The organism is Kitasatospora sp. NPDC004669, assembly GCF_040609455.1.
GTDB lineage: Bacteria > Actinomycetota > Actinomycetes > Streptomycetales > Streptomycetaceae > Kitasatospora.
On sequence record NZ_JBEXKB010000036.1, the window covers coordinates 65,989 to 81,930 of the forward strand.

Below are 15,942 nucleotides of genomic sequence, written 5' to 3' on the forward strand. Positions count from 1 at the left end.
GACGCCCCTGCCCCGCCGATCGGTCCCGGCTCAACGGTCCGGCCCCGGCGGGAGGCAGGGGCGTCCGCGTCGTACGCCGTCGGGCAGGCATCGGGCCCCAGGCGTGGACCCCGGGCGTGGACCCCAGGCATGGGCCCCGGGCCGCGCGCGGCGAGATCGTGCGGGGTCTACCGGAGGGCGCGGCCATCGGGCGGGAAACCCATCGATGGACCTGGCCGCACGGCACTGTCACACTACTGGTGTCACAGCAGGAGTGTGCCAGCGCGGGAGGCAGCAGATGGGGGAGTACGGCGCCGTTGTGGGGGAGGTGCGGCTGACGGTGGATGAGTTGGCGGCGCGGGCCGGGGTGACGGTGCGGACGGTGCGGTTCTACGGGACGAAGGGGCTGCTGCCGCCGCCGGAGTTGGGGCCGCGGCGGGTGGGGTTGTACGGGGCGGAGCACCTGGACCGGTTGGGGCTGATCGAGGAGTTGCAGCGGCAGGGGCTGACGCTGGCGGCCATCGAGCGGTACCTGGCGCGGCTGCCGGAGGACAGTACGCCGCTGGATCTGGCGATCCACCGGGCGCTGGTGGCGTCCTGGACGCCGGAAACCCCGGAGGAGGCCACCAGGGCGCAGCTGGAGCGGCGGGCCGGGCAGGGGCTGTCCGAGCAGCACGTGGAGCGGCTGGTCGCGATGGGGGCGCTGGAGCGGACGACGGATCCGGAGGTGTTCCGGGTGGATCCGGGCCTGCTGCCGCTGGGCGTGCGGATCCTCGACGTGCCGATCCCGTTGGAGACGCTGCTGGCCGCCCGGGCGGTGGTGCTGGAGCACAGCCGGGCGACGGCCCGGGAGTTGCAGCGGCTGTTCCGGGAGACGGTGTGGAAGCCGTACCGGGAGAGCGAGCCGGCCCCCGATGAGCTGGCCCGGATGAAGGCCCTGACCGACCATATCCAGCCGATGGTGGCCCAGGCGCTGGTCACGGCGTTCCAGCGGTCCCTGCGGGAGGAACTCGGCGAGCAGCTCGGCGAGGAGTGAGGGGCCGGGCGGCGAATCGGGCCAGGGAGCCGGACAGGGAATCGGGCCGGGGAGCCGGACAAACGAATCGGGCCGGAAGTCGGGTGAGGCCGTGACGGGCACGGCCTCACCCGGATCCGCCTGATCCAAGGGCGGGGATCAGTCGGTGAAGGTCCGCCCCTCCGCCACGATCCGCTCCAGCAGCGCCGGCGGCGCGAAGCGCTCGCCGTACGCGGCGGCGAGTTCGCGCGCGCGGGCCGCGAAGCCGGCCGGGCCGCCCTGGTAGCCGTTGATGTACTGGAACACGCCGCCGGTCCAGGCCGGGAAGCCGATCCCCAGGATCGAGCCCACGTTGGCGTCGGCGACCGAGGTCAGTACGCCCTCCTCCAGGCAGCGCACCGAGTCCAGCGCCTCGCTGAACAGCATTCGCTCCTTGAGGTCCTCGAACGGGACGTCGGCGACGTCGACGTCCGGGCGCGAGAAGTGCTCCAGCAGCCCCGGCCAGAGCCGCCCGCGCTTGCCGTCCTCGCCGTACTCGTAGAAGCCCGCGCCGCCGCTGCGCCCCGGGCGGCCGAACTCGTCGACCATCCGGTCCACCACCGCGTCCGCCGGGTGCGGCGTCCAGGTGACGCCGGCGGCCTCCGCCGAGCGCCGGTACTCGTCGCGGATCTTGCGCGGCAGGGTGAGGGTCAGCTCGTCCATCAGGGAGAGCACCTTGGCGGGGTAGCCTGCCTGGGCGGCGGCCTGCTCGATGCTGGACGGGTGGATGCCCTCGCCGACCATGGCGACGCCCTCGTTGAGGAACTGGCCGATCACCCGCGAGGTGAAGAAGCCGCGCGAGTCGTTCACCACGATCGGGGTCTTGTCGATCTGCCGGACCAGGTCGAAGGCGCGGGCGAGCGCCTCGTCGCCGGTCTGCGGGCCACGGATGATCTCGACCAGCCTCATCTTGTCGACCGGCGAGAAGAAGTGCAGGCCGATGAAGTCGCCGGTGCGCTGGACGCCCTCGGCGAGCAGGCCGATCGGCAGGGTGGAGGTGTTGGAGCAGAGCAGCGCGTCGGGGGCGACGACGCCCTCGACCTCCTGGAACACCTTGTGCTTGAGCTCGGTGTTCTCGAAGACGGCCTCGATCACCGCGTCGCAGTCGGCCAGGTCGGCGGCCTCGGCGGTGGGGGTGATCCGGGCGAGCAGCGCGTCGCGCTTGGCCTCGGTGGAGCGTCCGCGGGCCACGGCCTTGTTCAACAGCCCCTCGGAGTAGGCCTTTCCGCGCTCGGCGGCCTCCAGGCTCACGTCCTTGAGCATGACCTCGATGCCGGCCTTGGCGCAGGCGTAGGCGATGCCGGCGCCCATCATCCCGGCACCGAGCACGGCGACCTTGCGGACCAGCCGCTTCTCGACGTCCTTGGGGCGCCCGGCACCGGAGTTGACCGCCTGCATGTCGAAGAACAGCGCCTGGATCATGTTCTTGCTGGTCTGCCCGCAGGCCAGCTCGGTGAAGTAGCGGGCCTCGATCGCCATCGCGGTGTCGACGTCGACCTGGCTGCTCTCCACCGCCGCAGCCAGCACGTTGCGCGGGGCCGGGTAGGGCGCGCCGTTCAGCTGCTTGCGCAGGTTGGCCGGGAAGGCGGGCAGGTTGGCGGCGAAGGCGGGGGTCGCCGGGGTACCACCGGGGATCTTGTACCCCTTGACGTCCCAGGGCTGGACGGCGGTCGGGTTGGCCTCGATCCAGGCCTTCGCGCGGACGGCCAACTCCTCGGGAGTGTCCACCAGTTCGTGCACCAGTCCGTGCTCCAGCGCCTGCGCCGGGCGGTACTGGCGGCCCTGCAGCAGGAACTTCAGCAGGGCGTCGGTGATGCCGGACAGCCGTACCGTACGGACCACTCCGCCGCCGCCCGGCAGCAGACCGAGGGTGACCTCGGGCAGGCCGATCCGACTGGCCGGGGTGTCCAGCGCGATCCGGTGGTGGCAGGCGAGGGCGATCTCCAGGCCGCCGCCGAGCGCGCTGCCGTTGACGGCGGCGACGACCGGCTTGCCGAGGGTCTCCAGGGTGCGCAGCGAGCGCTTGATCCGCATGGACTTCTCGAAGACGGCCTCGGCGTCCTCGGGGCGGGCCGTGGAGAGCATCCGCAGGTCTCCCCCGGCGAAGAAGGTCTTCTTGCCGGAGGTGATCACCACGCCGCGCAGCGCGTCGCCGAGCTCGGCCAGCCGCCCGACCACGGTCTCGAAGTCGGCGGTGAAGGCCTCGTTCATGGTGTTGACGGACTGGGTGGGGTCGTCGAGGACGAGGGTGACCACGCCGTCCTGGTCCTGCTCCCAGCGGATGGTGGTGGTGTCGCTCATCAAGTTCTCCAAGTCTACCGGTCTGCTGGGGCGGGGGTCAGACGCGCTCGACGACGGTGGCGATGCCCATGCCGCCGCCCACGCAGAGGGTGATCAGGCCGTAGCGCAGGTCGCGCCGCTCCAGCTCGTCGATCACGGTGCCGAGCAGCATCGCGCCGGTGGCGCCGAGCGGGTGGCCGAGGGCGATCGCGCCGCCGTTGACGTTCACCTGGTCGTGGCGGAAGCCGAGTTCGCGGATGAAGCGGAGCGCGACCGCCGCGAAGGCCTCGTTGATCTCGACCAGGTCGATGTCGGCGGCGGTGAGGCCGGCCTTGGCGAGCGCCTTGCGGGTGGCCGGGGCGGGACCGGTGAGCATGATGGTCGGCTCGGAACCGGAGACCGCGGCGGAGACGATCCGGGCGCGCGGGCGCAGCCCGTACCGCTCGCCGACCTCGCGGTTGCCGATCGCGACCAGGGCGGCGCCGTCCACGATGCCGGAGGAGTTGCCCGCGTGGTGGACGTGGTCGATGGCCTCCACCCAGTGGTACTTCTGCAGGGCGACGGCGTCGAAGCCGCCGGCCTCGCCGATCGCCGCGAAGGAGGGCTTGAGACCGGCCAGGGTCTCGACGGTGGTGCCGGGGCGGATGAACTCGTCGCGTTCCAGCACGACCAGTCCGTTGCGGTCACGCACCGGGACCACCGAGCGGTCGAACAGGCCGTCCGCCTGGGCCTTGGCGGCGCGGGCCTGGGACTCGACGGCGAAGGCGTCCACGTCGGTGCGGGAGAAACCCTCGATGGTGGCGATGAGGTCGGCGCCGATGCCTTGCGGGGCGAAGTTGGTCTCGTACGCGGTCATCGGGTCGGCGAACCAGGCACCACCGTCGGAGGCCATCTTGACCCGGGACATCGACTCCACGCCGCCGGCCAGGATGAGGTCCTCCCAGCCCGAACGGACCTTGGCGGCGGCCAGGTTGACGGCTTCCAGGCCGGAGGCGCAGAAGCGGTTCTCCTGGACACCGGCCACGGTGTCGGGCAGGCCGGCCGCGACGGCGGCGATCCGGGCGATGTCGGAGCCCTGGTCGCCGATCGGGCTGACCACGCCGAGCACGATGTCGTCGATCGCGGCCGGGTCCAACTCGGGGTAGCGGTGACGCAGTTCATGGATCAGGCCGACGACCAGGTCAATCGGCTTGGTGCCGTGCAGCGAGCCGGTGGCCTTGCCGCGGCCGCGCGGGGTGCGGATCGCGTCGTAGACGTACGCTTCGGTGGTCACGATGGAAATGCCTTTCGGGGCAGGGGGGTTCCTGAGGGTTCCGGACGGGGCTCAGCCGAGGATGGAGCGGCCGACGATCTCCTTCATGATCTCGGTGGTACCGCCGTAGATGGTCTGGATGCGGCCGTCGGTGAACGCCCGGGCGACCGGGAACTCGCTCATGTAGCCGTAGCCGCCGTGGAGTTGCAGGCAGCGGTCGGCGGTGCGCTTCTGCAGTTCGGTGGCCCACCACTTGGCCATCGAGGCGTCGGCCGGGGTGAGCGCGTAGCGGTTGTGCTCGGTGATGCAGCGGTCGACGAAGGTCCGGGTGATCGCGCACTCGGTGGCCAGTTCGGCGATCTCGAAGCGGACGTGCTGGAGCTTGGCCAGCGGACGGCCGAAGGCCTCGCGCTGCTTGACGTAGTCGGTGGTGATCTCGACCAGGTACTCGGCGCCGGCGATCGCCGCGGCGGCGATGGTGAGCCGCTCCTGGGCGAGGTTCTGCATCAGGTGGACGAAGCCGCCGTTGAGCTCGCCGATCAGGTTCTCCTTCGGCACCCGGACGTCCTCGAAGAACAGCTCGGCGGTGTCCTGGGCCTTCTGGCCGATCTTGTCGAGGTTGCGGCCGCGCTCGAAGCCGGGCGTGCCGCGCTCGACGGCGAGCAGGCTCAACCCGTGCGCGCCGCCCTCGGGGGTGGTGCGGGCGACCACGATCACCAGGTCGGCGAGGATGCCGTTGGAGATGAAGGTCTTGGCGCCGTTGAGCAGGTAGTGGTCGCCCTGGTCGACCGCATGGGTGCGGATGCCCTGCAGGTCGGAGCCGGTGCCGGGCTCGGTCATCGCGATCGCGGTGATCAGTTCGCCGGTGCAGAAGCCGGGCAGCCAGCGGCGCTTCTGCTCCTCGGTGGCGAGCGAGGTGAGGTACGGGCCGATGATGTCGTTGTGCAGGCCGATCGCCAGCCCGGAGGCACCGGCCCGGGCGAACTCCTCGGCCAGCACGGCGGCGTAGCGGAAGTCCGGGGTGCCGCCACCGCCGTACTCCTCGGGGACGGCCAGGCCGAGCAGGCCCTGGCGTCCGGCCGCCAGCCAGACGGAGCGGTCGACGATGCCGGCCTTCTCCCAGCGGTCGTAGTGCGGCAGCACCTCCTTGGCGAGAAAGGCCTTCACGGTGGCCCGGAAGTCCTCGTGCTGCTCGGTGAAGATCTCGCGCTGCAACGCTACTCTCCTTGTTCTGCTGCGGAGTCGAGAGCCGACGGGTCGATGGACGGAACCTGCCAGTCCCGGGCCACCTCGGCGGTGTCCGCGCCCGGCCGGGCCGGCGGGCGGCGCAGCGCGCCGGGGGTGGCGGAGAAGCGCGGGGCGGGGGCGGGCTGGGTGACGCCGTCCGCCTCGACGTACGTACCGCGCGCCGACAGATGCCCGTCCGCCGCTGCCTGCCGCATCGTCAGAACCGGTTCCACGCAGGCGTCCGAGCCGGCGAAGACGGTCTCCCACTCGGCCCTGGTCCGGGTGGCGAAGCGGGCGGCGATCAGGGCGCGCAGTTCGGGCCAGCGGGCGAGGTCGTGCTGTCCCGGCGCGCCCGGGCCCAGTCCCAGCAGGCGGGCGAACTCGGCGTAGAACCGGGGCTCCAGCGCGCCCACGGAGAGGTGCCCGCCGTCGGCCGCGCGGTAGATCGCGTAGAACGGTGCGCCGCCGTCCAGCAGGTTGACGCCCCGGCGGTCCTGCCAGTGCCCGGCCGCGAGCAGGCCCCACAGCATGCTGCCGAGGTGCGCCGCGCCGTCCACGATCGCGGCGTCGACCACCTGGCCGGCGCCCGTGGCACGGGCGTGGTGCAGCCCGGCGAGCAGGCCGACGACCAGGTAGAGCGAGCCGCCCGCGTAGTCGCCGAGCAGATTGGCCGGGATCCCCGGCGCCTCCTCCGCCCCGCCCTGCGCCGCGACCATCCCGAGCACCCCGGCCACCGCCGAGTACCCGAGGTCGTGCCCGGCGGTCGCGGCCCGCGGCCCCTGCTGCCCCCACCCGGTCATCCGCCCGTACACCAGCGCCGGATTGCGCGCCAGACACACCTCCGGCCCGACCCCGAGCCGCTCCGCGACCCCCGGCCGGTACCCCTCGATCAGCAGGTCCGCCCGCTCGACCAGGTTCAGCACCCGCCCGGGGCCCTCCGGCGACTTCAGGTCGATCAGCACCGACCGCTTGTTCCGATTGGTCAGGTCGTACGCCGGATCCGTCCCCAGCGGCGAGGGCTCCGGCCGGTCCACCCGCACGACGTCCGCCCCGAGGTCCCCCAGCAGCATGGCGGCGAACGGCCCTGGCCCGATCCCCGCGAGCTCCACCACCCGCACACCCGCCAACGGCCCCGGACCGCCCGCGCCGCCCGCTGGACTGCTTGTGTCGCGCACTGGCCGCAGACCCCTTCAGGGTTTGACAGTAAAGCTGTAACACTCGTGATGATAGGGAAGCGACCGGCCGGTAACAAGACCTCCTCCCCGACCCCGTGTCGCCGGGACGATCGGGCGTGGGCCGATTCCACGGCCGGGGAGGAATGGGCGGGCGAGTGTCGGGGTAATGGCCTGGGGTGCAATTGATCTATTACGCACGACACGGGGGAGCCGCCATGACCACCACCGCACGCACGATCGTCGCCGTCTCCGAGCGGCTGGTCCTGACGCGGCCCCAGGAGGGGGACGCGGAGGCGATGTTCGCCATCCACGGGGATCCGGAGACCAACCGGTACAACCCGCACGGGCCGCAGCGGGACATCGCGCAGGCGCAGGAGATGCTGGACGGGTTCGTGGCGGACTGGCCGCGGGACGGGGTGGGGTACTGCGCCGTGTCGACGCGGGAGGAGCCGGGGGTGATCATCGGGTTCGCCGGGCTGTATCTGAACACCCTGGACGGGGAGAAGGTGTTCAACCTGTACTACCGCTTCCGGCCGTCCGCCTGGGGCAAGGGCTATGCGGCGGAGGCGGCGCGGGCTGCGATGGCGGAGGCGCTGCCGCGGTTCCCGGGGATTGCGGTGACCGCGCTGATCCGGGCCGACAACCTGCCCTCACGGCGGCTCGCCGAGCGGCTCGGGCTGGTGGCCGACCCGGACGGGCGGGTCGACGACGAGGAACGGCTGATCCACCGGATGGCGTGAGCCGGAATCCCCCGCCGGGGGGAGGGGGATCGGGCGCCGGGCGGAGGTGCGGGCCCGGGGGCGGCGGCAACGTAGGGGGCATGAGGCGCAAAGAGGATGTGGTACGGGGGGTGGCGGCCGGGATCGCGATGGCCGCCACCGCGCCCTATCTGACACTGAAACTGCTGTGGCTGACCGGCTCCCACGTGGGCGCGCGCGACCCGAAGGCGCTGGACAGCCTCTGGACGGTCAACCTCCTCACCTTCGGTATGGACGCGACCGCGCTGGCGCTCGCGCTCTCCTTCGTACGGCCGTGGGGGCGGCGGGCGCCGGCCGGGCTGGTGGCCTTCCCGATGTGGGTGGCGACCGGGCTGCTCGGGACGATCCTGGTGGCGGTGCCGACGGACGCGCTCGCCTCGCTGGTGCTCGGGCCGGAGCACCGCACGCCGGATCAGCCGCACCTCGACGACACCATCGCGGACTGGGTGTTCACCCTCGTCTACGGCGGCTTCGGGGTGCAGGGCCTCTCGCTGATGACCGCGTTCGTGCTCTACGCCCGCCGGCGCTGGGCGGGCCTTCTGCGCAGCCGGATCGGCGACCTGCCCGACTCCCCCACCCGCAACGTGCAGCGGGCCTTCGCCTGCGTCGCCGCGCTGGTCGCGCTGGCGGTCGCCGGGGTCCGGGCGTACTGGGCGGCCGGCGGGGAGGTGGGGCTGCCGATCCACTGGGTCGAGCAGCGCACCCGGTCGATCGCCACGATGGACGCCGCGATGGCGGCCATGGCGGTGGCCGCGACGGTCGCGACGCTGGTGCTGGTGTTCCGGATCGGGCCCGGGCGACGACTCCGGGGGCCGCTGACGGTGGCGTGGCTGGGCGCCGGTTCGCTCTTCGGCTGGGGCGGCTACCAATTGGTGGCGTTCGGGACCGAGACGACGGTGAAGGACCTGCCGAGCGCGACACCGGGGCTGATGAACCTGGTGCAGGCCGGACAGTTCACGGCCGGGGTGCTGGTGCTGGCCGTCGGCGCGATGGCACTGACCGAACGGGCGGTGCAGCGGGAACAGCCGAGTTCACGAGCGGCCTTGAGCGGAACAGAGCCGCCGCGCGACCTGGCCGCGCGATGACACCGACCCGCCGGGCGCCCGCTGACGTAGAGTCACCCGGGTGGACACGGGGGGCGGCCGGCTGCGGTCAGTGGTGGAGGCGTTGTTCGGGCGGCGGGCCCGGCTGCGCTGGGTGCATCTGGTGCTGGGCGGCGCGCTGCTGATGCCGTACTGGCTGCTGTCGATCGTGGGGCTCGGGGCGCTCAACCCTGCCCAGGGACACCTGCGACAAGTGCTGCTGCAGCTGCTGGCGCTGTTCACCTCGCTGCCGATGGCGGCCGTCACCGCGCTGGTGCCGACCGTCCGGGGGCTGGAGGGCGCGGCCGCACGGGCGCTGTGCATGGTGGCGCGGCCGGAGGAGCTGACCACCGGACCGGCCCGGTCCTGGGGGGCGAGGTGGCGCACCGCCGTCTGGTTCGTGCTGCACCTGTTCTCCGGCGGGGTGGTCGCCGGGATGACGCTGGCCGGGGTGCCGTTCTCGGTGGTGCTGCTGATGAGCCTCGGCGGGTCCGAGGACCTCGCCCGGTTCTGGGAGGACCGTTTCCCCGGCTGGATGGTCACCGGCCCGCTGCTGGGCCTGGCCGTCCTGCTGCTGGTCATCGGCACCAACGCTGCCTTCGGTGCGCTGCTCGCCCGCTGGGCACCCGCCCTGCTCGGGCCGACCCCGGAGGAGCGGCTGGCCGCCGCCGAGCGGCGGGCCACGGTACTCGCCCAGCGCAACCGGCTGGCCCGTGAGCTGCACGACTCGGTCGGGCACGCGCTCAGCGCGGTCGGCATCCAGGCCTCGGCGGCGGCCCGGGTGCTGCGCACCGACCCGGACTTCGCCACCGAGGCGCTGCGGGCGATCGAGGAGACCGCGCGGGGGGCCGTCGCCGAACTGGACACCGTGCTCGGGCTGCTGCGCGAGGAGGAGGCCACCGCCGAACCGGCCGGGCCGACACTCGCCGAACTGGACGACCTGTTGCGCCAACTCGCCCGCACCGGCGTGACGGTGAACACCGAGCTGGACCCCGGTCTGGCCGCGCTGACCGCCGAGGTCTCCCGCGAGGCCTACCGGATCGTGCAGGAGGGCCTGACCAATGTGCTGCGGCACGCCGGGCCCGCCCCGGCCGGGCTGCGGGTCGCCCTGGACACGGACCGGCTGGAGATCGAACTGACCAACCCGCTCGGCCCCGCCCGCCCGAGCCGCCCGGGCGGCGGGCGCGGGCTGCGCGGGATCGGGGAACGCGCCACGGCCCTGCGCGGCGGGAGCACGGCGGGGCCGAGCGAGGACGGAACGACGTGGCGGCTGGCCGTCTGGCTGCCGGTGGGAGGGACATCATGAACGAGAGCGCCGGTAGCGAGGGCTTCGGTAACGGGAGCATCCGCGTGGTGATCGCGGACGACGAGCGGCTGGTCCGGATGGGCCTGCGGGTGGTGATCGACGCCGAGCCGGACCTCACCGTGGTCGGCGAGGCCTCCGACGGCGCCGAGGTCGTCCCGCTGGTGCGCGAGCTGCGCCCGGACGTGGTGCTGATGGACGTCCGGATGCCCGGCATCAACGGGATCCGGGCCACCGAGCAGCTGGTCGGCGGAATGGCCGAGCCGCCGCGGATCCTGGTGGTCACCACCTTCGAGCACGACGACCACGTGTACGACGCGCTGCGCGCGGGCGCGGCCGGGTTCCTGCTGAAGCGGGCGCGGGCGGAGGAAATGGTCCAGGCTGTGCGGCTGGTCGCACGCGGGGACTCGCTGCTGTTCCCGGCGGCCGTGCGCGAACTCGCGCTGCGCCACGGCGCGGACGGCCGCCGGGAGGCCGCCGCCGTGGACCGGGGGCCGATCGGGCGGCTGACCGAGCGGGAAGGACAGGTGCTGCGGTTGATGGCCACCGGGCTCAACAACGGCGAGATCGCCCGGCAGCTGGTGGTGAGCCAGGAGACGGTGAAGACGCACGTCGGCAGCGTGCTGGCCAAGTTGGGCGCCCGGGACCGCACCCAGGCGGTGATCGCGGCGTACGAGTCGGGGTTCGTCCTGCCCGGCTGAGCCCCGGACGGCGATTCATACGGGTACGCACCGGCTCGCGGAGAGGTTCCGCCCGCCCGCTACCAGCAAGTAGAGTGCGGCATTCCTCTTAGCCGTCCGATACCTCCCGTATCGCCTGGAACGAACTGGTGGCCGCATGACAGTCCGAACCAGCCCCGCGCTGTGGTGGCGCGCGGGCATCGCGCTCTCGGCGGGCCTCGGCCTGTCCCTAGGGGCGGCGTCGCTGGTGTACTTCACCGTGCAGAGCAATGTGATCGTGCTCGGCTACTTCATCGGCGCGGTCTACTGGATGATCGAGCGCGACACCGTCGACGCGCCCGCACCCCGGCTGCGCGGCGCCGCCACGCTGTACATCCTGATCACCGGACTGGTCTCGCACATCCTGCTCCAGCACGGCGCCAACCCGCTGCCCGGACTGGTCAGCGGGCCGGACCGGCTGGCGCACTGGTCGTCCTTCTTCCTGCACTACATGACGCCGGTGATGGTGCTCGCCGACTGGCTGCTGCTGAAGCCGCGCAACGCGGCGGCCTGGAAGGACATCCCACTCTGGCTGGCCTTCCCGCTCGGCTACGCGGCGATCGTGCTCGGCCGCAACGCGCTGTTCGACGACTTCCCGACGCCGTACCCGTACTTCTTCTTCGACCCGACCGGCAAGGGCTACGGCTACGTCTGGGGCCAGATCGCCCAGCTGACCGTGGAGTTCATCGTGCTCGCCGCGCTCGTCGTCGGGCTGGACCGGCTGGGCACGCTGGTCGCGGCCAAGCTGAGGCCCGCGAGGGCCTGATGACCCGATGGCCCGATGGCCGCCAGAGCCTGAGCTCCGCGGCGGCCGGCCCCGCACCCGCCCGGGAGCTCAGATCCGCCAGCCGCGGATCCGGTCGGCCGCCTCGTACACGTCCGCCCGGGCCTCGGCGACGTCCCGGGCCAGCTCGACCAGCGCCCCGTACGGCGGGTCGATCCCCTCTCCGGCCGCGTGCATGTACGCGGCCGTCGTCATGCAGGCATACAGGTTGTTGCGCACCGGGAGCGGGCGCAGCAGCACGATGGTGTGCATCAGGGTGGCCGCGCACCAGGCGGGGTCGGCGTCGTGGCCGAGCTGGGCGGTGTTCACCCGGTGCCGGGCCACGGCGGCCTGCAACGCCGAGTAGTCCCGCACGCTGAGGTCCTCCGGGGAGGCCAGCTCCTGCACGTCGAGCAGCCAGCGCAGGTCGACGTGCAGCAGCGTCACGCCCTCGTCCCTCACCGCGCCCCGGCCCTCATCGTGCCCCGACCCGCCACCACGCCGGGCCCTGACCTCGCACCCGCACCGCCGCCGCTCACGCGGCCGGCGCGTCCTCCGGGAACGCGGCGTCGAACTCCGCCTGGTGCGCCTTCCAGAACGCCACCGCGTGGTCCACGAACACCCGGCGCTGCTGCTCCCGCACGCTCAGGTCGTGGACGTACGCCTTCACGCTCTTGCCGTCCGCGGCGGCGGCCTCGCGGATCGCGGCGAGCTCGTGTTCCGTGTACTCGATGTTGAGCGCAGGCATGCCGCCGATGGTACTGCAGTGCACGGAAGTTGGGAGCACGACCGACTCTTTTCCACCCGCCGTCAAAACGGTTTGCCGTCGCCCCCTCCCCGGGCCCGTTCGGCCGGCCGGGCGGGTAGGCCCAAGGGGCACGGGTACGGCGCGTCGGATGACGCCCGACGGGCAAGTCAGGCAGGCCGGGCAGGAGTAGCCGCCGTACCGGCACCCCCCGCCACACCCACTGGACCCGCCGCACCCGCTTCGCCCGCCTCGCCCGCTACATCGGGTCCACCGCCCTCAGTTCGCCGTCCAGCTCCAGCCACCTGGTCAGCCCCAGGCCACGCAGGAACGGCAGGTCGTGGCTGACCACGATCAGCGCGCCCTGGTAGGCGGCCAGCGCCTGGGTGAGCTGGCGGACGCTGGCGAGGTCCAGGTTGTTGGTCGGCTCGTCGAGCAGCAGCAGCTGCGGCGGCGGATCGGCCAGCAGCAGGGCGGCCAGCGTCGCCCGGAACCGCTCGCCGCCGGACAGGGTGCCGGCCGGCTGGTCGGCCCGGGCGCCGCGGAACAGGAAGCGGGCCAGCCGGGCGCGGATCGCGTTGTCCCCGGCGTTTGGAGCGAACAGCTTGACGTTCTCCACGACGGTCAGCTTGTCGTCCAGCAGGTCGAGCCGCTGCGGCAGGTAGCGCAGCGCCGCCGGGGTGGTGATCTGGCCCTCCAGCGGGGAGAGTTCGCCCGCGATGGTGCGCAGCAGCGTCGTCTTGCCTGAGCCGTTGCGCCCGACCAGGGCGATCCGCTCGGGGCCGCGCAGGTCGAGGTCGGCGGTGGTGCCGTAGGGCAGCTTGACCTTCTGCAGGGTGAGCACGGTGCGCCCGGCCGGAACGGCGGTGCGCGGCAGGTCGATCCGGATCTCGGCGTCGTCGCGTACGGCCTCCTCGGCGGCGGTGAGCCGCTGCTTCGCCTCCTCCAGCCGCTCGGTGTGCATGCCGGTGAGCCGGCCCGCCGTCTCCTGGCCCTTGCGTTTGAGCATCCCGGCGAAGATGTGCGGGTCGTTGCGGGTGACCGAGCGCTTCTTGCCGTACGAGGCGCTGCGGTCCAGCTTGACACGGGCCTCGACCAAGTCCCGCTTCTGGCGCTGGACATCGGCCTCGGCGTTGCGCAGCAGCCGCTCGGCCGTCTCCTGCTGGGCGGCGAGAGTGCGCTCGTACTCGTCGAAGTTGCCGCCGTACCAGGTGACTTCGCCGTCCCTCAGGTCGGCGATCCGGTCGACGTGCCGGAGCAGATCGCGGTCGTGACTGACGATCAGCATGACGCCGTTCCAGCCGGCCACCGTCTCGTAGAGCCGCTCGCGGGCGGCCCGGTCGAGGTTGTTGGTGGGCTCGTCGAGCAGCAGGACGTCGGGGCGGCGCAGCAGCAGGGCGGCCAGCCGCAGCAACACCGCCTCACCGCCGGAGAGTTCGCCGGTGGTGCGGTCGAGGCCGAGGCGGCGCAGGCCGAGCCGGTCGAGGGTGGCGCGGGCGCGCTCCTCGACGTCCCAGTCGTCGCCGACGGCGTCGAAGTGCCGCTGGTCGGTGTCGCCGGACTCGATGGCGTGCAGGGCCTCGCGGGCGGCCCGGATGCCGAGCGCCTCGTCGACCCGCATCCCGGTGTCGAACGTCAAGCCCTGGGGCAGGTAGCCGAGTTCACCCTCGACCCGGACGGTTCCGCCGGTCGGGGTGAGCTCGCCGGCGATCAGCCGCAGCAGGGTGGACTTGCCGGCGCCGTTGAGCCCGATCAGTCCGGTGCGGCCGGGGCCGACGGCGAGGTGGAAGCCGTCCAGGACGGGCTTGCCGTCGGGCCACTCGAACGCGAGGTCGGTGCAGAGGACGGCGGTGGTGGGTTGTGCCATGTAGGGCCTCCCGGATGGTTGCTGAAAGGGGTGATGAGCAACACGGGGAGACACCGCGGGTGCGGAACCGGTACGGCCTGACAACAAGGGGGCACGGCAAGGCGCCAGTGGGCCGTGACTGAGGTCGCACACTCGCACACCGCGCGGCGGCAGCAGGGCCTGCGCGGCGGGGCGGTGTCCCGGGACCTCAGTAGAGCAACGGCCTTCTCCTTGTCTGGCTGATGACGAACTCCACGGTACGAACGTCAACAGACGTGTGCAACCGATTTACCCGGCGCCGGATTCACCCGGCCCCCGATTCACCCGGCCGCCGATTCACCGACCCCTGACGGAGGGCAGGTGCCGATCCGGTGCCGATCCGGTGACAGCCCCGTCCCAGCCGGGGCCGGATGTAAGGAGTTTCTTATCCACATGGCAGACTCCTCACCTGCCATACCTGCGGCCCCCCGGGGCCGTACCCGAGGAACGGGCCGTATGGCGAGTAGTCAACAGGGGGATTTGAACTCATGTCATCGATATCCCGGCCGAGCCGTGCTGTCCTGGGCGCGTCCGTCGCCGCGCTGACCATGGTGGTCGCCACCGCCTGCGGGCCGGACAACAGCGACCCGGCCGGAGCCCAGACCACGGCTCCCACCGTCGCGGCCACCGCCTCCGGCAAGCCGGGAGCGGCCCCGATCAAGCTTCCGACGCTCGAAGAGCTGAAGACCTGGAAGCTCGAGGACTGGGACAAGTGGGCCCAGGCGAACGTCATCACCCCGGCGGTCAAGGGCTACTGGACCCTGCAGAAGCTGTTGAACGCCAAGCCGAAGCCGCTGCCGCAGGCGCCCAACCAGGGCCCGACGCAGGCCCCGGCCCAGCCGACCGCGGCGCCGACCAGCGCGGACCCGGCCCAGCCCACCGCCGTCCAGCCGCCGACCGGGCCGGACCAGCTGCCCGCCGTGGTCGCGGCGAAGCCGGTGGCGCACCCGTTCCCGAAGAACATGCACGTCAACGGCAAGATCTTCTTCAAGGACGGCAACGACGACTACGTGTGCTCCGGCACCGTCGTCTCCGACCCGGCCAACCCGGGCAAGAGCAACCTGGTGTGGACCGCGAGCCACTGCCTGCACGGCGGCAAGGGCAACAAGTACTACACCGACATCACCTTCGCCCCGGCCTTCAACAGCAACGGCGTACTGAGCAACGGCAACAAGCAGAAGTCCAAGCTGGAGGACGCCGAGCCGTACGGCGAGTGGGGCGCCACCGCCGGCATGGTCTCGCCGCAGTGGACGGCCGAGGCCGACCCGGAGCACGGCGGCCCGTGGAGCCAGTACGACTTCGGCATCATCAAGGTCGCCAACCCCGACCCGAACGGCAAGTCGCTGGAGGAGACCGTCGGCGGCTCGGTGCCGCTGTGGTTCAACGCCCCGCGTGAGCAGCTGACCGCCGTCTCCAACTACGGCTTCCCGGAGGGCAAGCCCTTCGACGGCGTCGAGCTGGAGCACTGCGACGGCGGCAAGCCGGCCGCGAAGGCCGGCGTCCCGGACCGCCCGGCGATGCTGATGATCGGCTGCAACATGACCGGCGGCAGCAGCGGCGGCGGCTGGTACGCCACCAAGGACGGCAAGCCGGCCCTGGTCAGCGACACCTCCATCGGCAACGGCGCCAACACCTACGAGGCGGGCCCGTACCTGGAGGACGTGGCGGCGCACATGTTCGACTACTTCTCCAAGAAGACCAAGTGAGTCGCTGAGAAGTG

General features: G+C 72.2%; 14 protein-coding genes. 7 read left to right on the forward strand and 7 right to left on the reverse strand.

Annotated elements, in window-relative coordinates:
• Positions 1-277: 277 nt before the first annotated feature.
• Entirely contained in the window at positions 278-1,015 is a 738-nt protein-coding gene (locus tag ABZW30_RS27175) for a MerR family transcriptional regulator (protein WP_355673814.1), read from the forward strand.
• A 138-nt stretch (positions 1,016-1,153) separates the two neighbouring features.
• Here ABZW30_RS27175 and ABZW30_RS27180 read toward each other — a convergent pair whose 3' ends face one another.
• The 4 genes from ABZW30_RS27180 to ABZW30_RS27195 are packed head-to-tail and all read right to left on the reverse strand — an operon-like array spanning position 1,154 to position 6,967.
• Positions 1,154-3,334 (reverse strand): 3-hydroxyacyl-CoA dehydrogenase NAD-binding domain-containing protein, encoded by a 2,181-nt coding sequence (locus ABZW30_RS27180; protein WP_355673815.1) that lies wholly within the window; start codon positions 3,332-3,334, stop codon positions 1,154-1,156.
• A gap of 37 nt (positions 3,335-3,371) precedes the next feature.
• A complete protein-coding gene (locus tag ABZW30_RS27185) occupies positions 3,372-4,586 on the reverse strand; it encodes an acetyl-CoA C-acetyltransferase (RefSeq protein ID WP_355673816.1) in 1,215 nt (404 codons plus the stop codon).
• A 51-nt stretch (positions 4,587-4,637) separates the two neighbouring features.
• Positions 4,638-5,780, reverse strand: coding sequence for an acyl-CoA dehydrogenase family protein (locus ABZW30_RS27190; protein WP_355673817.1), 1,143 nt, complete (start codon positions 5,778-5,780; stop codon positions 4,638-4,640).
• 2 nt (positions 5,781-5,782) lie between these two features.
• Complete coding sequence (locus tag ABZW30_RS27195; protein ID WP_355673818.1) at positions 5,783-6,967, reverse strand: CaiB/BaiF CoA-transferase family protein; 1,185 nt, start codon at positions 6,965-6,967, stop codon at positions 5,783-5,785.
• A 215-nt stretch (positions 6,968-7,182) separates the two neighbouring features.
• Between ABZW30_RS27195 and ABZW30_RS27200 the strand changes: the two genes are divergently transcribed.
• The 5 genes from ABZW30_RS27200 (at position 7,183) to ABZW30_RS27220 (ending at position 11,595) form a co-directional block, all read left to right on the forward strand.
• Entirely contained in the window at positions 7,183-7,707 is a 525-nt protein-coding gene (locus ABZW30_RS27200; RefSeq protein ID WP_355673819.1) for a GNAT family N-acetyltransferase, read from the forward strand.
• A gap of 80 nt (positions 7,708-7,787) precedes the next feature.
• A complete protein-coding gene (locus tag ABZW30_RS27205) occupies positions 7,788-8,810 on the forward strand; it encodes a hypothetical protein (RefSeq protein WP_355673820.1) in 1,023 nt (340 codons plus the stop codon).
• A 40-nt stretch (positions 8,811-8,850) separates the two neighbouring features.
• Positions 8,851-10,113, forward strand: coding sequence for a histidine kinase (locus ABZW30_RS27210; protein ID WP_355673821.1), 1,263 nt, complete (start codon positions 8,851-8,853; stop codon positions 10,111-10,113).
• Positions 10,110-10,811 (forward strand): response regulator transcription factor, encoded by a 702-nt coding sequence (locus tag ABZW30_RS27215; protein ID WP_355673822.1) that lies wholly within the window; start codon positions 10,110-10,112, stop codon positions 10,809-10,811. The genes ABZW30_RS27210 and ABZW30_RS27215 overlap by 4 nt, the downstream gene beginning before the upstream one ends.
• Positions 10,812-10,947: 136 nt before the next feature.
• Positions 10,948-11,595: a Pr6Pr family membrane protein gene (locus ABZW30_RS27220; RefSeq protein WP_355673823.1), complete on the forward strand. Its 648-nt coding sequence runs from the start codon at positions 10,948-10,950 to the stop codon at positions 11,593-11,595.
• A gap of 69 nt (positions 11,596-11,664) precedes the next feature.
• Here the strand turns inward: ABZW30_RS27220 and ABZW30_RS27225 are convergent, their stop codons facing one another.
• The 3 genes from ABZW30_RS27225 to ABZW30_RS27235 all read right to left on the reverse strand — a co-directional run bounded on the left by ABZW30_RS27225 (position 11,665) and on the right by ABZW30_RS27235 (position 14,204).
• Entirely contained in the window at positions 11,665-12,039 is a 375-nt protein-coding gene (locus ABZW30_RS27225) for a toxin Doc (protein ID WP_355673824.1), read from the reverse strand.
• 88 nt (positions 12,040-12,127) lie between these two features.
• Complete coding sequence (locus ABZW30_RS27230; RefSeq protein ID WP_355673825.1) at positions 12,128-12,340, reverse strand: hypothetical protein; 213 nt, start codon at positions 12,338-12,340, stop codon at positions 12,128-12,130.
• Between the two features lie 256 nt (positions 12,341-12,596).
• On the reverse strand, positions 12,597-14,204 hold the full coding sequence (locus ABZW30_RS27235; RefSeq protein WP_355673826.1) for an ABC-F family ATP-binding cassette domain-containing protein: 1,608 nt from the start codon (positions 14,202-14,204) through the stop codon (positions 12,597-12,599).
• Positions 14,205-14,710: 506 nt separating this feature from the next.
• Between ABZW30_RS27235 and ABZW30_RS27240 the strand changes: the two genes are divergently transcribed.
• A complete protein-coding gene (locus ABZW30_RS27240; RefSeq protein ID WP_355673827.1) occupies positions 14,711-15,928 on the forward strand; it encodes a hypothetical protein in 1,218 nt (405 codons plus the stop codon).
• Positions 15,929-15,942 lie beyond the last annotated feature (14 nt).